Origin of the sequence: Bradyrhizobium sp. 44 (genome assembly GCF_023073095.1) — a bacterium.
In the GTDB taxonomy this organism is placed as follows: domain Bacteria; phylum Pseudomonadota; class Alphaproteobacteria; order Rhizobiales; family Xanthobacteraceae; genus Bradyrhizobium.
Genome location: NZ_JADPIY010000008.1, coordinates 173,796 through 198,844, shown reverse-complemented (window position 1 = coordinate 198,844; position 25,049 = coordinate 173,796). Strand labels below are relative to the sequence as shown.

At 63.8% G+C, this 25,049-nt stretch carries 23 protein-coding genes; 14 read left to right on the top strand and 9 right to left on the bottom strand.

Going from position 1 to position 25,049, the window contains the following annotated elements; translation table 11 throughout:
- Positions 1–110: 110 nt before the first annotated feature.
- Both IVB41_RS02975 and IVB41_RS02970 read right to left on the bottom strand, forming a co-directional pair.
- Positions 111–929 (bottom strand): ABC transporter permease, encoded by an 819-nt coding sequence (locus IVB41_RS02975; protein WP_247426520.1) that lies wholly within the window; start codon positions 927–929, stop codon positions 111–113.
- A complete protein-coding gene (locus tag IVB41_RS02970; RefSeq protein WP_007616003.1) occupies positions 926–1,729 on the bottom strand; it encodes an ABC transporter ATP-binding protein in 804 nt (267 codons plus the stop codon). The genes IVB41_RS02975 and IVB41_RS02970 overlap by 4 nt, the downstream gene beginning before the upstream one ends.
- A gap of 105 nt (positions 1,730–1,834) precedes the next feature.
- On the opposite strand from IVB41_RS02970, the gene IVB41_RS02965 reads away from it, so the two are divergent.
- Positions 1,835–3,145 (top strand): ActS/PrrB/RegB family redox-sensitive histidine kinase, encoded by a 1,311-nt coding sequence (locus IVB41_RS02965; protein ID WP_247285183.1) that lies wholly within the window; start codon positions 1,835–1,837, stop codon positions 3,143–3,145.
- Positions 3,146–3,248: 103 nt separating this feature from the next.
- Positions 3,249–3,803: an ActR/PrrA/RegA family redox response regulator transcription factor gene (locus IVB41_RS02960; protein WP_007598178.1), complete on the top strand. Its 555-nt coding sequence runs from the start codon at positions 3,249–3,251 to the stop codon at positions 3,801–3,803.
- 162 nt (positions 3,804–3,965) lie between these two features.
- On the opposite strand, the gene IVB41_RS02955 is transcribed toward IVB41_RS02960, so the two are convergent.
- Positions 3,966–4,220 (bottom strand): hypothetical protein, encoded by a 255-nt coding sequence (locus IVB41_RS02955; RefSeq protein WP_247426517.1) that lies wholly within the window; start codon positions 4,218–4,220, stop codon positions 3,966–3,968.
- Positions 4,221–4,482: 262 nt separating this feature from the next.
- Positions 4,483–4,971 carry an MmcB family DNA repair protein gene (locus IVB41_RS02950; protein WP_027566056.1) on the bottom strand — a complete coding sequence of 163 codons (489 nt, stop codon included), beginning with the start codon at positions 4,969–4,971 and terminating at the stop codon, positions 4,483–4,485.
- 239 nt (positions 4,972–5,210) lie between these two features.
- On the opposite strand from IVB41_RS02950, the gene IVB41_RS02945 reads away from it, so the two are divergent.
- Entirely contained in the window at positions 5,211–6,908 is a 1,698-nt protein-coding gene (locus IVB41_RS02945) for an alpha-amylase family protein (RefSeq protein WP_247426514.1), read from the top strand.
- Between the two features lie 26 nt (positions 6,909–6,934).
- Here IVB41_RS02945 and IVB41_RS02940 read toward each other — a convergent pair whose 3' ends face one another.
- Positions 6,935–8,536, bottom strand: a complete 1,602-nt coding sequence (locus IVB41_RS02940; RefSeq protein ID WP_247426511.1) for an alpha-amylase family glycosyl hydrolase — start codon at positions 8,534–8,536, stop codon at positions 6,935–6,937.
- A gap of 171 nt (positions 8,537–8,707) precedes the next feature.
- On the opposite strand from IVB41_RS02940, the gene IVB41_RS02935 reads away from it, so the two are divergent.
- Positions 8,708–9,388 carry an MBL fold metallo-hydrolase gene (locus IVB41_RS02935; protein ID WP_247426508.1) on the top strand — a complete coding sequence of 227 codons (681 nt, stop codon included), beginning with the start codon at positions 8,708–8,710 and terminating at the stop codon, positions 9,386–9,388.
- Between the two features lie 4 nt (positions 9,389–9,392).
- On the opposite strand, the gene IVB41_RS02930 is transcribed toward IVB41_RS02935, so the two are convergent.
- Complete coding sequence (locus IVB41_RS02930) at positions 9,393–9,773, bottom strand: helix-turn-helix domain-containing protein (RefSeq protein WP_247285180.1); 381 nt, start codon at positions 9,771–9,773, stop codon at positions 9,393–9,395.
- Positions 9,774–9,968: 195 nt separating this feature from the next.
- Here IVB41_RS02930 and IVB41_RS02925 point away from each other — a divergent pair, with 195 nt between their 5' ends.
- Positions 9,969–10,271 (top strand): hypothetical protein, encoded by a 303-nt coding sequence (locus tag IVB41_RS02925; protein WP_245286135.1) that lies wholly within the window; start codon positions 9,969–9,971, stop codon positions 10,269–10,271.
- A gap of 1 nt (position 10,272) precedes the next feature.
- On the opposite strand, the gene IVB41_RS02920 is transcribed toward IVB41_RS02925, so the two are convergent.
- Both IVB41_RS02920 and IVB41_RS02915 read right to left on the bottom strand, forming a co-directional pair.
- Positions 10,273–11,433, bottom strand: coding sequence for a PHB depolymerase family esterase (locus IVB41_RS02920; protein WP_247426505.1), 1,161 nt, complete (start codon positions 11,431–11,433; stop codon positions 10,273–10,275).
- Positions 11,434–11,574: 141 nt separating this feature from the next.
- On the bottom strand, positions 11,575–12,987 hold the full coding sequence (locus IVB41_RS02915; RefSeq protein WP_247426502.1) for an MFS transporter: 1,413 nt from the start codon (positions 12,985–12,987) through the stop codon (positions 11,575–11,577).
- Positions 12,988–13,221: 234 nt separating this feature from the next.
- Between IVB41_RS02915 and IVB41_RS02910 the strand changes: the two genes are divergently transcribed.
- Both IVB41_RS02910 and IVB41_RS02905 read left to right on the top strand, forming a co-directional pair.
- Entirely contained in the window at positions 13,222–14,457 is a 1,236-nt protein-coding gene (locus IVB41_RS02910) for an LLM class flavin-dependent oxidoreductase (RefSeq protein ID WP_247426499.1), read from the top strand.
- A 62-nt stretch (positions 14,458–14,519) separates the two neighbouring features.
- Entirely contained in the window at positions 14,520–15,896 is a 1,377-nt protein-coding gene (locus tag IVB41_RS02905; protein WP_247357485.1) for a cytochrome P450, read from the top strand.
- A 49-nt stretch (positions 15,897–15,945) separates the two neighbouring features.
- Here IVB41_RS02905 and IVB41_RS02900 read toward each other — a convergent pair whose 3' ends face one another.
- Positions 15,946–16,788 carry an SDR family NAD(P)-dependent oxidoreductase gene (locus IVB41_RS02900; protein ID WP_247357484.1) on the bottom strand — a complete coding sequence of 281 codons (843 nt, stop codon included), beginning with the start codon at positions 16,786–16,788 and terminating at the stop codon, positions 15,946–15,948.
- A 195-nt stretch (positions 16,789–16,983) separates the two neighbouring features.
- On the opposite strand from IVB41_RS02900, the gene IVB41_RS02895 reads away from it, so the two are divergent.
- The 7 genes from IVB41_RS02895 (at position 16,984) to IVB41_RS02865 (ending at position 25,043) form a co-directional block, all read left to right on the top strand.
- On the top strand, positions 16,984–17,949 hold the full coding sequence (locus IVB41_RS02895) for a sensor histidine kinase (protein WP_027566067.1): 966 nt from the start codon (positions 16,984–16,986) through the stop codon (positions 17,947–17,949).
- A 208-nt stretch (positions 17,950–18,157) separates the two neighbouring features.
- Positions 18,158–19,894, top strand: coding sequence for a bifunctional diguanylate cyclase/phosphodiesterase (locus tag IVB41_RS02890; RefSeq protein WP_247426496.1), 1,737 nt, complete (start codon positions 18,158–18,160; stop codon positions 19,892–19,894).
- Between the two features lie 218 nt (positions 19,895–20,112).
- On the top strand, positions 20,113–21,297 hold the full coding sequence (locus IVB41_RS02885) for a substrate-binding domain-containing protein (protein ID WP_247426494.1): 1,185 nt from the start codon (positions 20,113–20,115) through the stop codon (positions 21,295–21,297).
- Positions 21,298–21,443: 146 nt separating this feature from the next.
- Positions 21,444–22,235, top strand: a complete 792-nt coding sequence (locus IVB41_RS02880; RefSeq protein WP_247426491.1) for an ABC transporter ATP-binding protein — start codon at positions 21,444–21,446, stop codon at positions 22,233–22,235.
- Entirely contained in the window at positions 22,232–22,954 is a 723-nt protein-coding gene (locus tag IVB41_RS02875) for an ABC transporter ATP-binding protein (protein WP_247426487.1), read from the top strand. The genes IVB41_RS02880 and IVB41_RS02875 overlap by 4 nt, the downstream gene beginning before the upstream one ends.
- The gene (locus IVB41_RS02870) at positions 22,951–23,961 is read left to right on the top strand and encodes a branched-chain amino acid ABC transporter permease (RefSeq protein ID WP_247426483.1); all 1,011 of its coding nucleotides are present in this window, start codon (positions 22,951–22,953) and stop codon (positions 23,959–23,961) included. Before IVB41_RS02875 ends, IVB41_RS02870 begins: the two co-directional genes overlap by 4 nt.
- Positions 23,958–25,043, top strand: coding sequence for a branched-chain amino acid ABC transporter permease (locus IVB41_RS02865; RefSeq protein WP_247426480.1), 1,086 nt, complete (start codon positions 23,958–23,960; stop codon positions 25,041–25,043). Before IVB41_RS02870 ends, IVB41_RS02865 begins: the two co-directional genes overlap by 4 nt.
- Positions 25,044–25,049 lie beyond the last annotated feature (6 nt).

Here is a 25,049-nt window from a genome sequence, read left to right as displayed (position 1 = left end):
TCTTCGCATCGCAGCATACTGCCGAATGCGTAATATTGCGTCAATGCATGGTTCCGTACATCTACGTGGCCCAGGTGCCAAAACCGGGCTGAATCCACGAGAAAGTGACGTTATTCGCCGCCTGACAGCAGCGAGCCCTGCATCCGGGCGCTGCGCAAAAGGGCAAGGAATGCCCCAAAAGATGCAACCAACAGCACCGCGTTGATGGCCAACGCGCTCAGCATCAGATCGGTCCTGAAGGTGTTTTCGATCAACAGCGCCCGCATCCCTTCGAACACATAGGTCGGCGGCAGCGTCCAGGCGATATATTGCAACCAGACTGGCAGCACGCTGACGGGATAGTAGACGCAGGCGAGCGGCATGATGCCGAACATCAAGGTCCAGACGATGCTCTCGGCGCCGAGGCCATTTCGCAGCACCAGGCCGGAGACGAAGATGCCGACCGACCAACTCGTGAAGATCAGGTTGCAGAAGAACGCGATCAGCGGGACGCCGAGCGCATAGACATTGAAGTGGAACAGGAACAGCGCGAGCAGCGTCATCGGAATGACGCCGATCGCGAGCCTGATCAGGCTCATGATCATCAGCGACAGCAGGAATTCGATCGGCTTCAACGGGCTCATCATGAGATTGCCGAGGTTGCGCGCCCACATCTCTTCCAGAAACGAGATCGAAAAGCCGAGCTGCCCGCGAAACAGGATGTCCCAGAGGATGACGGCGCCGATCAGGGTGCCGCCGGCGCGCGCGAAGAAATTTGCATTCTGCGCGATATAGAGCTGAAGAAAGCCCCAGGTGACGACCTGCAGCGCCGGCCAGTAGAGCAGCTCGAGCAGCCGCGGCCAGGACGACAGCAAGAGGTACCAATAGCGCAGGATCATCGCGCCGATGCGATGGAGCGAGATGCCGAGATGGAGGGAGACCTCACTCATCGCACCGCCTCCTGCGCACCGTTCACCCGGCCGCGCGCGACGTCCAGAAACACCTCTTCCAGCGTGGTGCGGTTGTAGCGTGCCATGATGGCTTCGGGCGTATCGTCGTCCTCGATCCGGCCGCGCTTCATGATGATGACGCGGTCGCAGAGCCGCTCGACCTCGAGCATGTTGTGCGAGGCCAGCAAGATGGTGGCGTTGTTCGCCTTGCGATAACGCTCCAGATGACCCCGGACCCAGTCGGCGGTGTCGGGATCGAGCGAGGCGGTCGGTTCGTCCAGCAACAGAAGCTCGGGCTGGTTGATCAGCGCCTTGGCAAGCGCAACGCGCGTCTTTTGTCCTGCGGAGAGCTTGCCGTTGGCGCGGTCGATGAACTCGGTGAGATCGAGGTCGCAGGCCAGCTCAGCAATGCGGTCGGAGAGGTTCTTCACCGCATAGAGCTTGCCGAACACGGTGAGGTTCTGACGCACCGTGAGTCGCATGGGCATGTCGACATAGGGGCTCTCGAAATTCATCCGCCCCAGCACAGAGGCGCTGTCCTCCGGCATTCGATGCCCGAGCACCTGCACGCGGCCGGAGGTCGGTAGCACCAGGCCCATGATCGTCGCGATTGTCGTGGTCTTGCCGGCGCCGTTGCCGCCAAGCAGCCCGGTGATGCTGCCACGCGGAAGCGAAAAGGAGATGTCGTCGACAGCGCGGGTCTGCTTGTACACCTTGACGAGGTGATCGACCGCGATTGCCGCGGAGAGGCTGCGATCCGCGACAGTCGGCCAGCTTGAAGCCTTGTCATTCTCAGTCATGGTGGGCGTTCTTCTGCTATTGCAGCGGAGAGCGCAAGGCTTGTAATCCGGTGGTTCCGTGAGCCGCGCGCTTGTGATCGAGAAGGCACCGCCCCCTTGGCCGAAATGACCGAACTTGCCGCTTCCGACTTTCGCCCCGCGCAGCGGCATATCCGCCTGGATACCATCCTGCGCCTGCGCTGGCTCGCGGTGCTGGGCCAGCTCGCCGCGATCTTCATCGTGGCGCAGGGGCTGGAATTCAACGTCGAGATCGTCCCCTGCGTCAGCATCATCGCGCTGTCGGCAGCGCTCAATCTGGGGCTCCAGACCGTGTCCAATCCGCTGCAGCGGCTGGAGCCGATGCAGGCGGCCGGACTGCTCGCGCTCAATATCGTGGAGCTGGCGGGTCTCCTGTTCTTCACCGGTGGACTCCAGAACCCGTTCTCGTTCCTGTTCCTCGCGCCCGTGCTGATCTCGGCGACCGCGCTGCCGGCCCGCTTCACCTTCGGCCTCGGCGTGCTGGCTGTAGCCTGCGCCTCGGTGCTGTTCTTTTTCCATCTGCCGCTGCCCTGGGATTCCGACGATCCGCTGGTGCTGCCGCCGATCTATCTCGTCGGCGTCTGGCTCTCGATCGCGCTCGCGATCGGGGTCACCAGCCTCTACTCGTTCCAGGTCACCGAAGAGGCGCGCAAGCTCGCCGACGCGCTGGCCGCGACCGAGCTGGTGCTGACGCGCGAGCAGCATCTGACCCAGCTCGACGGCCTGGCCGCGGCCGCAGCGCACGAACTCGGCACGCCGCTCGCGACGATCTTCCTGATCTCGCGCGAGCTGGAGAAGACGGTGAAGGAGCCGAACTTTGCCGCTGACCTGAAGACCCTGCGCGAGCAGACGCAGCGTTGCCGCGACATATTGAGCAAGATCACCCAGCTCTCCTCCACCGGGGCGCCGTTCGACCGCATGAAGCTCTCGGAGCTGATCGAGGAGGTGGTGGCGCCGCACCGCGATTTCGGCGTGGATATCAAGGTGCGCATCGCCGTCGCCATCGTGGCCGAGCCGGTCGGCTCGCGCAATCCGGCGATCCTCTACGGGGTCGGCAACATCGTCGAGAACGCAGTCGATTTCGCCCGCACCACCGTCGAGGTGAATGCGTGGTGGAACAAGGACACGATCGAGCTCGTGATTTCCGACGATGGTCCCGGTATTCCGCCTGACATCCTGAACCGGATCGGCGAGCCCTATTTGTCGCGGCGGCGCAGCCAGGACGAAGGCGGCGGCCTCGGGCTCGGCGTGTTCATCGCGCGCACCTTGCTGGAGCGCACCGGCGCCAAGGTCTCGTTCACCAACCGCACCTTTCCGGACCATGGCGCAGTGGTCCAGATCACGTGGCCGAGAGAGCGTTTTGAGGCTATCGAGACCTTCGAAGAAACAATAGGATAGGCCGCGACCTTGCGTCGCACAACGGGGCCGATCGACTATTGGCGCCCTTGGCACCGCCCGATTGCGCCGCCATATGTAGAAGCGCTGGAGAGAGGACGAAACCTTGAACGCCATCGCCGAACTGAACGAACAGACCGACCGCTCGCTCCTGATCGTGGAGGACGACAAGCCGTTTCTGGAGCGGCTGTCGCGCGCCATGGAAACGCGCGGCTTTGCGGTGACGTCATGCGACACCGTCTCCGACGGTCTGGCGCAGATCGGCAAGGCGGCGCCGGCATTCGCCGTGGTCGATCTCCGGCTCGGTGACGGCAACGGTCTCGACGTGGTCTCGGCGCTGAAGAAGAAGCGCCCCGACGCCCGCGCGATCGTGCTGACCGGCTATGGCAACATCGCCACCGCCGTCACCGCGGTGAAGATGGGCGCGGTCGATTATCTCTCGAAGCCCGCGGACGCCGACGACGTCGTCGCGGCGCTGCTGTCGACCGGCTCGGACAAGTCCGAATTGCCGGCGAACCCGATGTCGGCCGACCGCGTGCGCTGGGAACACATCCAGCGCATCTACGAGATGTGCAACCGCAACGTCTCGGAGACGGCGCGCAGGCTCAACATGCACCGGCGTACGTTGCAGCGGATTCTGGCCAAGCGCGCGCCGCGGTAATCCTTGGCGTTTTACTCATGGCGCGCAGCCCCGAGGCTAAGACGATGACCCGGGACAGCCATTTGCCGGAGCAGCCCGCAACGTCGCTTTTGCACGTTGTGACTGGACCGAGACTACGAGCTGAATCTGGCAGCATCGCAGTTCGGCGGAAGCGCGGGCGGTCTATTCATGACCATAGTAGCGCTGGTTGCATTGGTGGCGGCCCCGCTCGTAACTCGCCTCTCGGTCCGCGGGCCCTTTCAGAATGCTACCAACGTCGGCGAGCATTCGGACGTTCTTAAGACACTCTACGTAGGGCTTGTTGGAAAGCCAATCGAGGCCGAGTCCGCCAGCATAGGAAGACTGCGTCGAGGTCACGAACGAAGTCAGTCCGGCTAGTGCGGCGAAGGTAAAGAGAGCGGTGCGGAAGGTTTTCATGGCACATTCCTTGTGGCCGGTTAGTTGCGGAACAAGCGGTACCGTGCCGTAGGCCTGAAGTATGTGCGGCCCGTCACATCCGCTGCCGCTCATGAAAGAACGAAGCGTCCACGTCGCTGCTTGATCTTCATGTTGCCGAGCAAGAGTTCGGCGTTAGCCACCGCTGATGTTGCCAGTCTGAGCGACATCGTCCCGAAGTTTCTCAAATTTTACCGGGTACCTCTTCCAGGCATGGTGGCCTGGAAAGACATCCGGACGGAGCCTACTCCCAAAACTCCGCATGCCCCTGCGGATCGACCAGCCGGTTGATCCGCAATGCCGCCGCCATCGCGAACCGCACCGTCATCTGCTTGCGCGTGGGCGCAGCGAGCTTGTGCTCGGGCGCCTCACACTGCAGGTGCGCGCCATAGGCGTCCGCGATGATCAGGCCGGTATCTTGCGGAAAAATCTCGCAAGGCAGGTCCTGCGTGAAGGCGAAGAACAGCCGGTCGCAATGCGCCCGGTATTCGTGCCATTTCTGATCGGCACGCAAATCCTCCACCGAGGATTTGATCTCGACGATCCAGATCTCGCCACGCTCGTTCAGCGCGACGAGATCGGCGCGCCGCCCCGAGGGCAGCGGCAATTCGCTGATGCAGGTGAAGCCGAGCGAGCGCAACAACCGCGCCGTGCCGCGCGCGATCGCCAGCGCCGTCTCTGATTGACGGCGGTCCGGTGGCGGCACGATGGCAATGCGGGCGGTGTTGTCCATGGGGGGAGGATAGCCGATTCCTCCGTCGTCGTCCTGGCGAAAGCCAAGACCCATTACCTCAAGGGATCGTTGGTGCACGAGGGGATCACCACCAGTCCTCGTCAAACTGTGCCCTGTGGTAATGGGTCCTGGATCTGCGCTTCGCTTGTCCAGGACGACAGTGGCGCGGAACCTCCCCTCCCCTACGCACTTATCACGCAGCCGCCGCACCTCGGCGGAACCACCGAGGCTGCGCGCGCATGATCGACGATCTCTGGTACAAGAACGCCATCATCTATTGCCTGTCCGTCGGCACCTATATGGACGCCAACGGCGACGGCATCGGCGATTTCAAGGGCCTGTTGCGCCGGCTCGATTATCTGCACGGCCTCGGCATCACCACGATCTGGCTGATGCCGTTCCAGACCTCGCCCGGCCGCGACGACGGCTACGATGTCGCGGATTATTACAGCGTCGATGCCCGCTACGGCACGCTCGGCGATTTCGTCGAGTTCACCCATGGCTGCAAGCAGCGCGGCATTCGCGTCATCATCGATCTCGTCGTGAACCACACCTCCGACCAGCATCCCTGGTTCAAGGCGGCGCGGAGCGACAGGAATTCGCCCTACCGCGACTGGTATGTCTGGTCCGACAAGAAGCCGGCGAACGCCAATCAGGGCATGGTGTTTCCCGGCGTTCAGAAATCGACCTGGACACGCGACAAGGAAGCCGGCGCCTGGTACTTCCACCGCTTCTACGATTTCCAACCCGATCTCAACACCTCGAACCCGCACGTGCAGGCCGAGATTTTGAAGATCATGGGCTTCTGGATCCAACTCGGCGTCTCAGGCTTCCGCATGGATGCCGTGCCTTTCGTCATCTCGACCAAAGGCGCCAAGGTGAAAAAGCCGGCCGAGCAGTACGACATGCTGCGGACGTTTCGTGAATTCCTGCAATGGCGGCAGGGCGATGCCATCATCCTCGCCGAGGCCAACGTGCTGCCAAAGACGGACATGGAATATTTCGGCCGCGATGCCGACCGCATGCATATGATGTTCAATTTCCAGGTCAACCAGCATTTGTTCTATGCGCTGGCCTCGTCCGATTCCCGGCCGCTGGGGAAAGCGCTGAAGGCGACCAAGCCGCGGCCGGCCTCGGCGCAATGGGGCCTGTTTCTGCGCAATCACGACGAGCTCGATCTCGGGCGATTGACCAAGGCGCAGCGCGACACCGTGTTCAAAAGCTTCGGTCCTGACAAGGACATGCAGCTCTACGACCGCGGCATTCGCCGTCGGCTGGCACCGATGCTGGGCGGCGACCGCCGGCGGCTCGAGCTCGCCTACAGCCTGATGTGCACACTGCCGGGAACGCCGGTCATCCGCTATGGCGACGAGATCGCGATGGGCGATGATCTTTCGCTGCCGGAACGCAATTGCGCGCGCACGCCGATGCAATGGTCGACGGAGCCGCATGGCGGCTTCACCACCAGCGACAAGCCGGCCTTGCCCGTCATCGACGAAGGACCGTACGGCTATCCGCACGTCAACGTCGCCAAGCAGCGCCGCGATCCCAACTCGATGCTGAACTGGACCGAGCGCATCGTCCGCATGCGCAAGGAGGTGCCGGAGATCGGCTGGGGCGATTTTTCGATCATCGCGACGCGCGATCCCGCCGTGTTCATCATGCGCTACGACTGGCGCAACAATTCCGTGCTGTTCGTGCACAATCTCGACGAGAAGCCGCGCGAGATCGCGTTCTCGGCGGGACTGCCGGGCAAGGCCGGCGAGCACCTGATCAATCTGCTCGCGGAGGACCACAGCCACGCCGACAAGCGCGGCCAGCATCGCGTCGTGCTGGAGCCCTACGGTTATCGCTGGTACCGCGTCGGCGGATTGGATTATCTGTTGAAGCGGAGCGATATCGACAAGACGGTGCGGGGCAACAAGCATCCGGGGTAGGTGCCACAGCGTCGTCCCGGCGAAGGCTAAGATGGCGGAGTAACCACCACCCCCTCGTTGCCACGCAAATCCAGCACGCCTTCGATCCGCTCCCCCTCGCGATCCAGAAATGTCGACAGCAGAATCTCGCTGCCAAATCTGATCGCGCTGGTAGTGACCACGATCGGCTCAGGGCCGAGATTGAGCACCACGATCACCGCCCTGCCCTCGGCCTCGCGGCGATAGACCAGGAGATCGCCTTGCGCCGCGATCGGATGATATTCGCCCGCGACCAGCGGCGGACAGCCCTTGCGCAACGCGATCAGGCGCTTGTAGAGCGTCAGGATCGAACGTGAATCGGCTTCGACATCGACGACGTTGTTGAGGATGCGATCCTCCGGCAGCGGCAGCCATGGCCTGACGTCCGAGAAACCGGCGAAGTTGGACGAATCCCACTGCATCGGCGTGCGACAGCCGTCGCGGCCGACACCGATGCCGGGCACGTTCTTCTCGAAGGGGTCGCGCACATCCTCAGGCGCGATCGCGAGCTGATGCATGCCGATCTCGTCGCCGTAATAGAGCGTCGGCGTGCCGCGCAGCGTCAGCAGCAGCATGGCGGCGACGCGGGCCTGCTCCGGCCCGACGCGGCTTGCGACGCGCGGGCGATCGTGATTGCCGAGCACCCAATTCGGCCAGGCGCCCTTCGGCAGCGCCTTCTCGTAATCCTCGACGATCTTCTCGATCGAGCGCGCGCTCCAGAAGGTCTGGAGCAGCGCGAAATTGAACGGCATCTGCGCGCCGGTGAGATCGTTGCCGTAATAGGCCATCAGGCGATGCAGCGGCAGATAGATCTCGCCGATCAGGACGCGGGCATCATAAGCATCCGTGACGCGGCGCATCTCGGCGATAACGTCGTGCACCTCCGGCTGGTCGGTGGAATATTGCGTGAGGATCGTTTCGTTGGGCGGCCGGCCCTCGACATAATGCGGATTTTGCGGGTTGTCGCGGAACTCGGCGTCCTTGATCAGGTGCCAGATCACGTCGACGCGAAAGCCATCGACGCCCTTCTCCAGCCAGAACCGCATCACGTCATAGATCGCCGCGCGGACATCGGGATTGCGCCAGTTGAGGTCCGGCTGCTGGGCGAGGAAGGCGTGATAGTAGTATTGACCGGTGGTCTCGTCGAACTGCCACGCGCTGCCGCCGAACTCGGACAGCCAATTGTTCGGCACGCCACCACCATCGCCCGGATCGCGCCAGATGTACCAATCGCGTTTCGGATTGTCGCGCGAGGAGCGGCTCTCGACGAACCAGGGATGCTGGTCCGAGGTGTGGTTCGGCACGAGGTCGAGGATCAGCTTGAGGCCGTTGTCATGCGCGGCGGCAAGAAGCGCATCGAAATCCGCCATCGTGCCGAACAGCGGCTCGATGCCGGTGTAGTCGGAGATGTCGTAGCCGAAATCGGCCATTGGCGAGGGGAAGATCGGCGACAGCCAGATCGCGTCGACGCCGAGCGATTTCACATAAGGTAGCCGCTGCAAAATGCCGGCGAGATCGCCGACCCCGTCGCCGTTTGAATCCTGAAAGGAGCGCGGGTAGACCTGATAGAAGATGCCGTCGCGCCACCAATTGCTGCCGCCCTGAGCCATGCGGGAAATCCATCCAAAAACTGCTTCTCGCGCGGGAGAACGCGGAAGGAGCGCCCCGGTTCAAAACAGCAGGCGAATTGGGACGGCCGTGTGACGATGTCCGCGGCTGTTCCCGAACCCTGGGACAAATCTTTCGCTTGGCGGCATGGCAAAAATCGGCATTGTGGCGCCATGACCGAGCAAAACGAGACACAAGCCCAGGCAGGCGCGAAGGCGGGCGCGATCATCGTCCCCGTGACGCTGTTCGAGCAGAATTGCACCATCATCTGGGACGAGCCTTCCAAGAAGGCCGTGGTGATCGATCCCGGCGGCGACGTGCCGAAGATCCTGGAGGCCATCAAGCAGACCGGCGTCACCGTGGAGAAGATCTGGCTCACTCACGGCCATATCGACCATGTCGGCGGCGCGGCTGAACTGCGCGACGCGCTGAAGGTGCCGATTGAGGGCCCGCACGTCGCGGACAAATTCCTGCTCGACAACGTGGTCGAGAGCGGCGCGCGCTTCGGCATGAGCGGGGTGCGCAATTTCGAGCCGGACCGCTGGCTCGACGAAGGCGACAGCGTGGCGATCGGCGATCTCCAGTTCGAGATCTATCATTGCCCCGGCCACTCGCCCGGCAGCGTGGTGTTCTTCAACAAGGACTTGCGCTTCGCCCATGTCGGCGACGTCCTGTTCGCGGGCTCGGTCGGCCGTACCGATCTGCCCGGCGGCAGTCATGCGACCCTGATCGAGTCGATCAAGACCAAGCTGCTGCCGCTCGGCGACGATGTCGGCTTCATCTGCGGCCACGGCGCCGGCTCGAGCATCGGCCAGGAGCGGATGACCAATCCGTTCATCACCGGCGAGATGTGAGCGCCTATTCCGCGGCGTCTGCGAACGCTGCGGGCTGGCTCAGGTTGCGGTCGCCCCAGTCACGGATCGCGGCGACGACGGGCACAAAGCTCTTGCCTTTGCGGGTGAGGCGATACTCGACTTTCGGCGGCACCTCGCCAAAATCCTTGCGATCGATCAGGCCGCTCGCCGTCAGCGCCTTCAACTCGCGGCTCAGCACGCGCGGGGTGATCTCGGCGCTGCCTTCCGTGCCGCGCAGCAGGCCGCTGCGGATTTCACCATAGCGGCGCGGGCCGTCCTTGAGGTCCCAGACGATGCGCAGCTTGTACTTGCCGCTGATCATCTTCTGAAAGGCCGCGACCGGACAGTTGCGCGCGGGGACAGTCTTTGTCCTTTCCCTGGCCATGTCGTTTCCTCCATGTGCGAGCTTTTTTGTTTTGACGCGTTTTCTTCACGCGAACCGGTATCCACTTCGCTCGAAAACGCTTTGGCCGAGCATAGGAGCGACGCCGAAAAAGTCCATACTATCAATTTTGTCCATACTTGCAGGATCGCATCCAGCACGCAGATGATGACGCACAACGCCAACAGGGAGCGTCACATGAAGCACTTCATGATCCGATACGAATTCAAGAACGGCACGACGGAGGCCTGGCACCAGGAGGTCGGCCGCTTCATCAAGGCGATCGACGGCGATCCGGAGCTGAAGGGACGGATCGGCTATCGCGTCCTGAAGAACCGCGACAATGGCAGCTATTTCCATCTCGCCAGCGTCAGCGACGAAGCCGCGCAAAAGGCGCTGCAATCGCGCGACTTCTTCAAGGCCTATCAGGAGATGACGCGCAAGGTCGCCGGCGGCGAGGTGACGGCGACGCCGATCGAATGGATCGGCGCGACGGCCTGACTTATTTCATCAATCCCGCGGCGGTGAGCGCGCGCGTGATGATCTGGCCGAGATCGAAGCCGCGGGCGTCCTCGCGCTTCGGCTCGGCCGGCTCTTCGGCGACAGCGGCGCGGATCGAGCGGGCCAGATGCGGCGCGGACGAGCGGGCCGGCGTCGGCTCGGCCTTCTTCGCTGCGTCGGGGATCCAGCCGGTGAGGCCGAAGAATTTGGCGATGTGATAGGACGAGGAGATGCCGGCCTCGATCAGGAACGCGCCTTCCACGCCATAGCGCTGGTCGTTGTCGGCAAGGCCGAGCGGCGTGCCGTGGGCCATATCGGTGATGGCGTAGGACTCGACGAGAGTCTCGCCGTCCTTGTTCCACCAGGCCTGGCGCGGATAGCCGTCGATGTCAGTTTCCGCCATCGGCGCCTCAGGCAGATCGTGCAGGTCGAGCCATTGCTTGACTATCTCGTTGGCATTGCCGGGGTTGACGGTGCGATCGGCGCTGCCGTGCCACACCGAGATCCTGGGCCAGGGCCCGCGATGATCTGAGGCCCGCCGCACCAGATCGCCAAGTTCGCGCGCCGGCCGCTCCGGGGAATGAAACATGCCGTCGAGCGCCTCGCGCAGATTGGTCGCGATTCCGTAGGGAAGTCCCGCGATGACCGCGCCGGCCGCGAAGACTTCAGGGTAGGTCGCGAGCATCACCGACGTCATGCCGCCGCCGGCCGACAGGCCCGTGATGAAGATGCGGCGGGGATCGATGCGATGCGTCTCGGTCATATGCGCGATCATCTCGCGAATCGAGCACGCCTCGCCGCTGTCCCGCGCCGTGTCTTCCGGATTGAACCAGTTGAAGCAGGTGTTGCTGTTGTTGACGCGCTGCTGCTCGGGCATCAACAGCGCGAAGCCGTAGTGCTCGGCGAGCGTCGACCATCCGGCACCGAGGTCGTAGCTTGCTGCCGTCTGGCCGCAGCCGTGCAGCACGACGACGAGCGCGCGCGGGTTCTGCAGTTGCGGCGGCACGAACGCGAACAGGCGCAGATTGCCGGGATTGTCGCCGAAGCCCGTGACCTCTTGCAACGGACTGGACGCATCGGCGCTCCGGCCAAACTCGGCGAGGCGCAATCCGTCCAGCTTTGGCAGACGCCTCAAGAGATCGACATTTCTGGTTAACGACACGGCAACTCCTGGCAGGCGACGTTCAACGTCCACCCAAACCAAATAGTTGCTGCAGCGCAAAATAAAAAGACCGTGTGCTGTCGATGACGCGCTAAATCGCAGGAAAACCTGCAGAAATCCGCACGTATTAACCGCAATGCCTCAACTTCGTGCAGATGCACGGCGCATCCACGCCAGGAATGCGGCGCAGATCATGATTAATGTCACGAACAGCCCGAGCGAGACGAGAAATCCTGCGCGCGCTGATTGCACGGCTTCGGCGGCAAAAAACACGGCGCCGATTGCGGCCACTCCGGCCGCATTTCCGATCTGCGCCGTGGTGCCGTAAATGCCGGAGGCAGAACCTGCGGCCACAGGCTTCACCGTCGAGAGCACCGCGCCGGAGAGCGGCGCCATCACCAGCCCCTGACCGTAGCCGAAGACGATCATGGTGAGCGCGAGCAGGAGCGCGGACGGCGCATCGACAGAGAACGCGACAAGCGCAAGCGCCGCGAGGCCCGCGATCTGAAGCGCGCAACCTTCGATCAAGACCCTGGTGCCGCGATGACGCGCCCGTGCGCCGCTATGGCGCGAGGCCACGACGAAAGCGAGCGCGAGCGGAATGAAGGCCATGCCGGCCGCGAGCGGCGGGATTTTGAGCCCTCGCTGCATGAACAGCGTCATGACCAGATAGAACGAGAGATTGGCACAGAAGAAAAAGAACGCCGCGCCAAGGCCGCGCAGGAAAGCGGCGTCCGCCAGCAGCGAGAGATCGATCAGCGGCATGCCGCCGGCGCGTGCGACCGCATGCTCCAGTTTCGGGAATGCCAGGAGAATCACGGCGCCGATCGCCATCACCAGCCGCAGCCACGGCGCCCAGCCGACATCGTGACCGAGCAGCAGTGGACCGATCATGCACAGCAATCCGGCGAACAGGACGATGCCGCCCGCGATATCGAGCCGCGTGCCGGCGCGACGCGGCACCGAGGGCATGATGCGCCAGGCCGCAGCCGCGATGACGAGACCGCACGGCACATTGACGAAGAATACCGAGCGCCAGCCGGTGCCGGCGAGATCGATCGTGACCAGGAGACCGCCGAGCACAAAGCCCGCGGCACCCGCGAGTCCCAGCGCGATGCCGTAGATGGCGAAGGCGCGGTTGCGCTGTCCGTCGGTGAACAGGAGATGCAGCGTCGCCAGCACCTGCGGCACCATCAGCGCGGCGGAAGCACCCTGCGTCAGCCGCGCGACGATCAATTCCGCACCGGATTGCGCCAGTCCGCACCACAGCGACGTCAGGGTGAAGCCGAGCAGGCCAGCCAGGAACACGTTCCTGGTGCCGTGAATGTCGCCAAGCCGGCCGCCGGTGACGACCAGCGTAGCATAGGCGATCAGGTAGATCGCGATGACGGATTCGATCTGCGCAGGCGATGCCTTCAACTCGACCGCGATGGTCGGAATGGCGACGTTGACCACGAAAGCATCGACGCCGAACATGAACTGGGCGGCCACGACGATCGCCAGCACCCACCAGCGACGCGACGTATCGATCTGCTTTGTGACGGTTTGATGCATCGGCGCGCGACCTTTCGGATGTCGTTGCCGATCATCGCAGGCCTAATGCGGTGCCGCGATTACCTCGAAGGTAGGATGCCCGCGCGTTCCGCCATTCTCTGCGTGCCACGGAGAGGGAGACGACACACGCATGGCTGCATTCCGCCGCGCGGGACATCGCGCGATTGCGTTCGCTGTCTCCAGCACGTAGCTTCGCGCCACAAACAAGCAAAAAATCAAGCCGGAGAGAACGCCATGGCGCGCCTGAAGTTCGGAGCCTTCCTCGCCCCGCATCATCCGATCGGGGAGCATCCGACGCTCCAGTTCCGGCGCGATCTCGACCTGGTCGAGCAGTTGGATAGCCTCGGCTATGACGAGTTCTGGTGCGGCGAGCATCATTCCTCCGGCTGGGAAATGATCGCCTCGCCGGAGATGTTCCTGGCGGCGGCCGGCGAGCGCACCAAGCGGATCAGGCTCGGCACCGGCGTGGTGTCGTTGCCCTATCATCATCCCTACAACGTCGCGCAGCGCATGGTGCAGCTCGACCACATGACCGGCGGCCGCGCCATCTTCGGCTCCGGTCCCGGCGCGCTCGCCTCCGACGCGCATACGCTCGGCATCGATCCGATGACGCAGCGCGACCGCCAGGACGAGGCGATCGCGGTGATCCGCCGCCTCTTCAATGGCGAGCGCGTCACCGCGAAGAGTGACTGGTTCACCATGAACGACGCCGCGCTGCAGCTGCTGCCGTTGCAGGAGGAAATGCCGTTCGTGGTGGCCTCGCAGATCTCGCCCTCCGGCATGACGCTCGCCGGCAAATACGGCATCGGTATCATCTCGCTGGGTTCGATGACGACGCAGGGGCTGATGTCGCTGCAGCAGCAATGGCAGTTCGCCGAGGACGCGGCGAAAAAGCACGGCACCAAAGTCGATCGCGCGAACTGGCGCGTGCTGCTGACCTGGCACATCGCCGAGACCCGCGAGCAGGCGCGCCGCGAGGCCGGCACCGGGCTGATGCGCTGGCACAACGAATATAATGTCGGCACGCTACAGCGGCCGGGCCTGACTGCGTTCGCCTCACCCGACGAGGCCGTGGACAAGACCGCTTTCGTCGACGGCGCGGCCTCCGTCATCGGCACGCCCGACGACCTCGTCAAGATGATCAAGAACGTGATGCAGGTCTCCGGCGGAGTCGGTGCCGTCATCGGCTTCGTGCACGACTGGGCCAACCCGGAGAACACGCGCCGGAGCTGGGACCTTGTCGCGCGCTACGTCGTGCCCGAGATCAACGGCTACATCGACGGCCTGCGCAAGTCGCAAAAATTCGTGATCGAGAACCGCGCGATCTTCGAGCGCGCGGGACAGGCCGTGATGGCCAAGATCATGGAAAACGAGAAGGCCGCCGAGGCGCTGAAGGTGACCGGCGCCGGCCGCGTCGCGATTCCGGCCGTCAATGCGCCGGATTTGCAGAAGGAAGCGGCGAAGCGGTAGCGCAGAGTCCTCGTCACGGATTGTGCTATGTTGGCCGGGTCTCGCCAACCGGAGCAATCGTCATGTCGATGCAGAATGTGGCCGCGCCTGCGCTCGGCTTCACTCCGCCCAAGCGCAACGAGCTGACCCACATCCCCGGCGACGAAGGCTGGCCGATCATCGGCAAGACCTTCCAGGTGCTCGCCGACCCCAAGGGGCATATCGAGGCGAATGGTGCCAAATACGGCCTGGTCTATCGCACGCATTTCTTCGGCGAGACCAATGTCGTGCTGCTTGGCCCCGAGGCCAACGAACTCGTGCTGTTCGACCAGCAAAAGCTGTTCTCCTCGACCCATGGCTGGAACAAGGTGCTCGGCCTGTTGTTTCCGCGCGGATTGATGCTGCTGGATTTCGAGGAGCACCGGCTGCACCGCAAGGCGCTGTCGGTCGCATTCAAGTCCGGACCGATGAAATCGTATCTGAGCGATCTCGACCGCGGCATCGCCGCCCGCGTCGCGCAGTGGAAGGCAAAGCCCGGCGAGATGCAGCTTTATCCGGCGATGAAGCAGCTCACGCTCGATCTCGCCGCCGCGTCTTTTCTCGGCGCCGATATCGGGCCGGAGGTCGACGAGATCAACCGCGCTTTCGTCGACATGGTCGCCGCCGCCGTCGCCCCGATCCGCCGACCGCTGCCCGGCACGCAGATGGCGGCCGGCGTCAGGGGACGCAAGCGCATCGTCGCTTATTTCCGCGAGCAGATTCCGCTGCGACGCGGCAATCACGGCGGTGATGACCTGTTCTCGCAGCTCTGCCGCGCAACCCACGAGGACGGCGCGCTGCTCTCGGAACAGGACATCATCGACCACATGAGCTTTCTGATGATGGCGGCGCACGACACGCTGACCTCGTCACTGACCTCGTTCATCGGCGAGCTCGCGGCAAATCCCGACTGGCAGGACAAGCTTCGCGCGGAGGTCATGGCGCTGGGGCTCGCCCCCGATGCGCCGAGCAGCTTCGACGATCTCGAAAAGATGCCGCTGTCGGAGATGGCGTTCAAGGAAGCGCTGCGGATCAAGCCGCCGGTGCCCTCAATGCCGCGCCGCGCCATGCGCGATTTCACTTTCAAGGGTTTTTCGATTCCGGCCGGCACCGCGATCGGCGTCAATCCGCTCTACACCCACCACATGAAGGACATCTGGCCGGAGCCGGATCGCTTCGATCCGCTGCGCTTCACCGAGGAGGCCCAGCGCAACCGCCACCGCTTCGCCTGGGTCCCGTTCGGCGGCGGCGCGCATATGTGCCTCGGCCTGCACTTCGCCTACATGCAGGCCAAATGCTTCGCGCGGCACTTCTTGCAGAACATCGAGGTATCGCTCGAGCCCGGCTACAAGCCGGACTGGCAGATGTGGCCGATCCCGAAACCGCGCGACGGATTGCGGGTGCGGGTGAAGGCGGTGTGAGCATCGCAGTCGTCATTGCTTCGTCGCTTCGCTCCTCGCAATGACGAAATTATCCGGCCCCCTGATCGAACGCCTTGCGCAGGGCCACGTAGCCCTGCTGCTGCTGGCTCCAGTTGCGGCCGCCGGTCATCGCGCCGTCGATGACGAGGTCATGGCCGTTGATGAAGCTGGATTCGTCGCTGGCCAGGAACACCGCTGCGTGGGCGATGTCATCGGGAAGGCCGGCACGCGGGATCGGCTGCGCGGTCTTGTAGACCTCGCGCATCACCGCCGGCGTCTTCTCCGCCGCGTCGGTCGAAAGCCCGAGCGCCTTGCCGAAAATGCCGGTCGCGATGGCGCCGGGCGAGATCGAGTTGACGCGGACGTTGGATTCGCCGAGCTCCATCGCCACACATTTGGTGAGGTGGATCACCGCCGCCTTGGCCGCACCATAGACCATCGACGACGAGAAGCCGGCGAGACGGCCGGCGATGCTGCCATTGTTGATGATGCTGCCAAAGCCCTGCTTCTTCATGTGGGGCGCGGCGTGCTTCATGCCGAGCATGACGCTGCGCACCAAGGTCGCCATCGCCGCGTCGAAGCGCTCGACCTCGAGGCCTTCGATGCCGCCGGTCTGCGCCGGGCCGCCGGCATTGTTGAACAGGCAGTCGATGCGGCCGAATTTGCCCACCGCGAGCGCGATCAGCGCCTGCATCTGCGCTTCGACCGTCACATCCGTCTGGCGGAAGACGCAATTCGGCCCGAGCTGCTTCGCCAGCGCCTCGCCTTCCGGTATGCGCCGGCCCGCGATCACAATTTTGGCACCTTCGGCAACGAAGACTTCAGCAGTGCGCAACCCGATCCCGCTCGTCGCGCCCGTGATCACCGCGACCTTGCCATCCAACCTGCCCATGGAATGTCCCTGTTTTCTAACCCCTTGACGCCAAATGGCGGACACCGATCTACGACGGCGCCGCGACAGTTGGCGCCGCAGCAGGCACTATTCCTGCCGGCTTCCGACAAGGCAAGCTTTGCTTGGGGCCGGCGACATGCGTAACATTCCTGGCGACCGCTCGATTGTCGAACGCATATCGCCACCGGATCGCGCATGGGGAAGCTGATCGACGAATTCCGCAAGGGCTGGCAGGGCGTGGCACCGCCATCGCTCGGCCTGAGCCTCGCGTTTGCGGTCGCCTGCCTGCTGGTTGCGACGCTGGCGCGCTGGGCTCTCGCCCATGTGCGGCCCGACGTCTATTTCACGCCGTATTTCCCGGCCGTATTCTTTGCGGCCGCGTTCGGCGGCTTCCGCATCGGCATCATCACGGCGCTGGTCGGCGGCGTGCTCGGCGTCGTCGTGAATTTTGGCGATGCCCTTGCCGATAACGCGCGATTCGCCCTGCTGGCGCTCTATTGGGCGGTCAGCGCCCTCACCATCTGGGGCGTCGAGCATTATCGCTCGCTCCTTGTCGAGCAGCGCCGGATATCCAGACGCCTGATCGAGGAGGAAGACTATCGCAAGCTGCTGGTCGACGAGCTCCAGCACCGGCTGAAGAACAAGCTGTCGACGGTGCATGCGGTGCTGCATCAAGTGTTGCACGATCAGCCGCAAATCTGGGCCCGGATCGATCCGCGACTGCGGTCGCTTGCCGCGACCGACGATTTGATCTCGCGGATCGACAAGGCCGGCTGCGACATTCGCGACCTCCTGATCTCCGAGCTCGGCCCTTATGGCCATGTCCGCTTCACGCTGAACGGCGACCGGCTGTTCCTGCCGCCGAAGCTTGCGGTCACGCTGTCCCTGATGTTTCACGAACTCGCCACCAACGCGGGCAAATATGGCGCGTTCTCCGCGCCACGCGGGTTGTTGCAGGTGTCATGGACCGTCAGCGACGACCGTCTGACCGTGACCTGGGATGAAACCGAGGGCCCGAGCGTCGACAAGGTCTCCGAGCCGGGTTTCGGCACCAAGCTGTTGAAGTCCGCGCTGTCGGCCTTCGACGGCAAGACGGAGGTCTCCTATCTCAGGACCGGACTTCATTGCACCATGCAATGCCGCATCCCCAAGGACGGTTAGACACGGCGCAACCGAAAGCCGTTCGCGCGCGTCGTTCGCGGTTTCGCCGGACGCGTTGACGCCCTGTTAATGACGATGGGCTGCGCGCGTCGCATCGCCGCAAAACACCACCGTAATTCTCCGGACCCCTTAACCAAACTTAAGAGGGAACCGCGCAAGATCGCGGCCATTGCAAAAGCGCGCTGAAACAACAAGATTCATGACTTCTATGAACGACAACAAATATTCCGGCGCGAGCGAAGCCGAACTCGGATTCCTCAAGGAAATCGTTAGAATGCTGCCTGCCGGCCTGACCGTGCAGGACGCGCAAGGCGAACTTCTCCTGGTCAACGATGTCGCGGCCGCCCAGCTCGGCATGGACGGCAGCCGCCCCTCGCGCGATCTCGCGCCCCGCCAGGAAGCCTGCCGGCAGGCTCTGAGCTCCGGCCGTGCGGTCGTCGCCGAGGAAGCGCTCCACGACGGAGCCGCACGCCAGGTGCTGCTGACCACCCACCGTCCGGTCCGCTTCGACGGACGCGAGCTGCTGATCTCGGCCTCCTCCGACATCACCGAGCAGAAGAATTTCGAGGACCAGCTGTTCCGCTCGGCCTATTTCGACGAGCTGACCGGCCTGCCCTCGCGGCGCGTGATCGAACATCGCGCCACCAGCCTGCTCGCGCAGGGTCGCGCCGGCGAGCGCTTTGCGCTCGCCTTTCTTGACGTCGACAATTTCAAGCACATCAACGACTATTACGGCCACGCGGTGGGCGATGCCCTGCTGGTCGAGCTGTCGAAGCGGCTTGGACGCGGCTTGCGCGACTCGGACATGCTGTCGCGCATCTCCGGCGACGAGTTCCTGCTGCTGCTGTCACCGATCCAGAGCCAGGAGGAAGTCGCCGAGTTCATGCAGTCGACGCTGGAGCGGCTGACCGCGCCGTTCTTCATCGACAATTCGGAAGTGTTCGCCTCAACCTCCGTCGGCATCAGCCTCTACCCCGATCACGGAAGCAGCTTCGAGACACTGCGTCAGAACGCCGACATCGCGATGTACCGCATCAAGAATGACGGCAAGGGATCGGCGGCCTTCTTCGACTCCAGCATGGAGCGCGAGGCGCTGGCGCGCATGAAGATCGAGCAGTCGCTGCGGCAGGCCATCCTCGAGAAGCGCTTCTGCTGCGCCTTCCAGTCCAAGGTCGACATCCGTACGCAGGAGGTAAAGGGCATCGAGGCCCTGGTGCGGCTGCGTGATGACGAGGGCGTGATCCAGGCGCCCGGCTCGTTCATCAATCTTGCCACCGAACTCGGGCTGATCGACGAGCTGACCCATCTCGTGCTCGCCGAAATCGTCAAGTCGATCGACCTGATCAACGAGACGTTCGGTGCCGAAGCGACCATCAGCATCAACGTCGCGGCCAAGCAGGCCGGCAACCCCGAATTCATGCGCAGCTTTGCCCAGGCGCTCGACGACACCGGCTTTCCGCAGCGCTTCATGATCGAGGTGACGGAAGACGCCTTCGTCGCCAAGAATCATTTCCAGGCCGAGATCCTGCCGATGTTCCGCAAGCTCGGTGTCGCCATCTCGATCGACGATTTCGGCACCGGCTATTCCTCTCTCTCGGCGCTGGCCGACATCACCGCGGACGAGATCAAGATCGACCGCTCCTTCATCACCGATATCCATAAGCGCCCGCGCAACCAGGGCATCCTGCGCGCGATCGAATCCCTGAGCGAAGCGCTCGGCATGACCGTGATCGCCGAAGGCATCGAATCTTACGAGGAGCTCGCCTACCTCCAGGCTGCGACCAAGATCCGTTACGCGCAGGGCTATTATTTTTCCCGGCCGATCTTCCTGGAGGAGCTGAAGCTCGCAACGCCCATCTCCAGCGAAGCACGCGCCAGCGTCACAAACCGCTCGACGCAACAGAACCGGCAGGGCTATTCCCGCGCGAACGGATATCGGCGGTAACCCCGGGCCTGATCGTTACTTTGCAAAGCCTGAGCAACCCGTTCCACGGGTGAGGTCATAATTGCTTCTGCCGATCTCCTCGGCAGAAGCGATCCGGCGCGGCCGGGTCGGGACAATGTCACACATGCCCGTCGCGTGGTCTGCCGGAAGGTGGAATTGCAATGTCCGCACGGTTGTGCAAATCGCTATGGCCAAAGAATTCATCAGGAGGGACCACCGTGCGTCGATCGCTCATCTTAGCAACAACCATCCTCGCCCTCGCCGCGAGCACCTCCGCACAGGCCGACGATCTCAAGGTCGCGCTGATCTACGGCAAGACCGGCCCGCTCGAGGCCTATGCCAAGCAGACCGAGACCGGCCTGCAGATGGTTTTTGAATACGCCACCAAGGGCACCATGACGCTCGACGGGCGCAAGATCGTTGTCATCACCAAGGACGACCAAGGCAAGCCGGATCTCTCCAAGGCCGCGCTCGCGGAAGCCTATCAGGACGACAAGGCCGACATCGCGATCGGCACGACCTCGTCGGCCGCGGCACTCGCGATCCTGCCCGTCGCCGAGGAAAACAAGAAGATCCTGATCGTCGAGCCCGCGGTCGCGGACCAGATTACCGGCGAGAAGTGGAATCGCTACATCTTCCGCACCGCGCGCAACTCGTCGCAGGACGCGATTTCGAACGCGGTCGCGATCGGCAAGCAGGGCGTCACCGTCGCGACGCTGGCGCAGGACTATGCCTTCGGCCGCGACGGCGTCGCCGCCTTCAAGGAGGCGCTCGGCAAGACCGGCGCGACGCTCGCCGCCGAAGAATATGCCCCGACCTCCACCACCGACTTCACCGCGGTTGGCCAGCGCCTATTCGACGCGCTGAAGGACAAGCCGGGCCGCAAGGTGATCTGGGTGATCTGGGCCGGCGCCGGCAATCCACTGGCAAAACTCCAGGACATGGATCCGAAGCGCTACGGCATCGAACTGTCCACCGGCGGCAACATCCTGCCGGCGCTCGCCGCCTACAAGGGCTTGCCCGGCATGGAAGGCGCGACCTATTATTTCTACGCGATCCCGAAGAACCCTGTGAATGACTGGTTCGTCGCCGAGCACCAGAAGCGCTTCAACGCGCCGCCGGACTTCTTCACCGCGGGCGGTTTCGCCGCCGCGATGTCCGTCGTCGCCGCCGTCACCAAGGCGAAGTCGACCGACACCGAGAAGCTGATCACGGCCATGGAAGGCCTGGAGTTCGACACGCCGAAGGGCAAGATGATGTTCCGCAAGGAAGACCATCAGGCGCTCCAGAGCATGTATCACTTCAAGGTCAAGGTCGATCCGAACGTCGCCTGGGCCGTGCTCGAGCCGGTGCGCGAGCTGAAGATCGAGGACATGGACGTTCCGATCAAGAACAAGCGCTAGGTGCTTCTCCACCTCTCCCGCTTGCGGGAGAGGCCGGGAGAGGGCTCTGTCCTCCTGGGGGTTCTCGATTGCGGAGACACCCTCTCAGTAGCCGAGGCAGCGCAGCGTGATCGCGGACAAGTTCTCCTCTCATCATTGCCAGACCCATGACGCTGACCCTCGAAACCCGCGACCTCACCATCCGCTTCGGCGGCCATGTCGCGGTCAACAGCGTCACCTGCAGCTTCCGCCCGGGCGAGCTCACCGCGATCGTCGGCCCGAACGGCGCCGGCAAGACGACTTATTTCAACCTGATCTCCGGCCAGCTCCGCGCATCGAGCGGCAGCATTCTGTTCGATGGCACCGACATCACCCAGCATTCCGCACCGATGCGGACGCGCGCGGGCCTCGGGCGCGCGTTCCAGCTCACAAACCTCTTTCCGAACCTCTCGGTGGAGGAGAACGTGCGCCTTGCCGTGCAGGCCGCCAACGGCACTCACTACGACATGCTGCGGCCCTGGATGGTCCGCCGCGATCTGATCGCCCGCGCCGATGCTATCCTGGATCAGGTCGCGCTCGGCGGCCGCCGTGGCGTCGCCGCGACCGCACTGTCGCATGGCGATCAGCGCAAGCTCGAGGTCGCGCTGATGATGGCGCTCGAACCGAAGGTTTTCATGTTCGACGAGCCGACCGCAGGCATGAGCATCGACGAGGTGCCGGTCGTGCTGAACCTGATCGCGCAGCTCAAGCAGGACAAGAGCAGGATCATTCTGCTCGTCGAGCACAAGATGGACGTGGTGCGATCGCTCGCCGACCGCATCATCGTGCTGCATAACGGGCAGCTCGTGGCCGACGGTCCGCCGGCCGAAGTGATCGCGTCACCGATCGTGCAGGAAGCCTATCTCGGCGTCGCGCCCAACACATCTGAAGGGAATAAAGTTGCAGGGGGCGCAGCATGACCGATCTGTTGAGGCTCTCCGGCGTGCACACCCATATCGGCCGCTATCACATCCTCCAGGGCATCGACCTCGCTGTCGCGCAGGGGCAGACCACGATGCTGCTCGGCCGCAATGGCGCCGGCAAGACCACGACGTTGCGCACCATCATGGGCCTCTGGCAGGCCTCCTCCGGCGAGATCAGCCTCGCCGGCGAGCGCATCGAGAGCCGTGCGACGCCCGACGTCGCGCGGCTCGGCGTCGGCTACGTGCCGGAGAGCATGGCAGTGTTTTCCGACCTCACGGTGAAGGAGAACCTGGTGTTGGCGGCGCGCGCCGGGCCGCTCGATGACGCCCAGCTCGACTGGATTTTTGGCTTCTTCCCGGCGCTGCGCCGGTTCTGGCTATCGCGCGCGGGAAGTCTCTCGGGCGGACAGAAGCAGATGTTGTCGATTGCCCGCGCCATCGTCGAACCGCGCAAGCTCCTGCTGATTGACGAGCCGACCAAGGGACTGGCTCCAGCGATCGTGATGGCGCTGATCGAGTGCCTGAAGGAGATCAAGCGCAAGGGCGCCACGATCCTGATGGTCGAGCAGAATTTCTTTGCCGCCCGCGAGCTCGGCGACGACGTGCTGGTGATGGACAACGGGACCATCGTTCATCGCGGCGAGATGGCGGCCTTGGCCTCCGACGTGCCGCTGCAGGAGCGGCTGCTCGGCCTGAGCCTGGAGGCGCATCAATGACCGATCTCGCCGCAACCGATCCGCTGCCGAAGCCGAAGCGCGACATCGCGCCGATCCTGCTGCCGATCGCCGTCGCCCTCGTGATGATCCCGCTGATCGGCTCCCCCAGCACCTTGCTGACGCTGACGGCCGCGAGCCTCGCGATGGGCATGATGATCTTCATCATGGCCTCCGGGCTCACGCTCGTGTTCGGCTTGATGGACGTGCTCAATTTCGGCCATGGCGCCTTCATCGCGGTCGGGGCCTATGTCGCGACCCTAGTGCTGGCGCCGTTCGCCGCTTCCCTCCAGGCGGATTCGCTGTGGATCAACCTCGCGGTGCTGGCGCCGGCGGCATTGCTGTCGATGGCGGTCTCCGGCGCGCTCGGCCTGATTGTCGAGCGGGTGCTGATCCTGCCCGTCTACGGCCAGCATCTAAAGCAGATCCTGATGACGACGGGCGGCCTGATCGTCGCCGAGCAGACGCTGTATGCGGTGTGGGGGCCGCAGATCATCCCGACGCCCCTGCCGACGTCGTTGCGCGGCTCCTTCATCCTCGGGGACGTCGCGATCGCGAAATACCGCGTGCTGGCGACGCTGATCGGCCTTGCCGTCTTCATCGCGATCCAGCTCGTGCTCAACCGGACCAAGCTCGGGCTTCTGATCCGCGCCGGCGTCGAGAACCGCGAGATGGTCGAGGCGCTCGGCTATCGCATTCGCCGCCTGTTCCTCGGCGTGTTCATGACGGGGTCGGCGCTGGCCGGCCTCGGCGGCGTGATGTGGGCGCTGTATCGCGAGCAGGTTCACGCCTCCATGAGCGACGACCTCACCGTCCTAATCTTCATCGTCGTCATCATCGGCGGCCTCGGCTCGATCGGCGGCTGCTTCATCGGCGCGATCCTGGTGGCGATGATTGCCAATTACGGTGGCTTCCTGGTGCCGAAGCTCGCCCTCGTCTCCAATATCCTGCTGATGGTCGCCATTCTGATGTGGCGGCCGCGCGGCCTTTATGCGGTGACCAGCCGATGATGATCCTGTCAGGAGATCCGCCGCGCAGCCGCGTGCTCACGCTCGTTCTCGTCCTCACCATCCTGGCGCTGGTGGCGACACCGTTCCTGTTCCCCGGGGCGAAAGCGCTGAACGTCGCGGCCAAGATCTGCGTCTTCGCCGCGCTGGTCGCCTCCTACGATTTGCTGCTCGGCTATACCGGCTCGGTGTCGTTCGCACACACCATGTTCTACGGGATCGGCAGCTACGCGATCGCGATCGCGCTGTACGGGATGGGCCCGAATTGGGGTGCGGTTGCAACCGGCATCGTGATCGGCCTGCCGCTTGCCGCACTGCTTGCGCTTGCGATCGGACTGTTCTCGCTGCGGGTCGCCGCGATCTTTTTCGCCATGATCACGCTCGCGGTTGCATCCGCCTTCCAGGTGCTGGCCTCGCAACTGTCCTGGCTGACCGGCGGCGAAGATGGCCGCAGCTTTCAGCTGCCCGAGCTGCTCAGGCCCGGCACGGTGCTGATCTCCAGGAACGTGCTGGGATTCGAAGTCAACGGCCGCATCCTGACCTACTATCTGGTGTTCGCCGTCTCGGCCCTGATGATCCTCGCATTGCTGCGGGTGGTGAATTCGCCGTTCGGGCGCGTGCTGCAGGCTATCCGCGAGAACCGCTTCCGCGCCGAGGCGCTCGGCTTCCGCACCGTCTTCCACCTGAGCTACGCCAACTGCATCGCCGCACTGGTCGCCGCCGGCGCCGGCATTCTCAATGCACTGTGGCTGCGTTATGCCGGCCCCGATACCTCGCTCAGCTTCTCGATCATGCTGGACATTCTCCTCATGGTCGTGATCGGCGGTATGGGCACGATCTACGGCGCGATCATCGGCGCCACCATCTTCATTCTCGCCCAGAACTATCTGCAGGCGCTGATGGGCGTCGCCTCCAAGGCGGCGTCGGAAGCCGGTCTGCCGCTGCTGCCGGGGCTGTTGCATCCGGACCGCTGGCTGCTGTGGCTCGGGCTGCTCTTCATCGCCAGCGTCTACTTCTTTCCGACCGGCGTGGTCGGACGGCTGCGCAATCTCGGCGGCGACAAGAGCGCGGGCAGCTCGCATTAACGCACG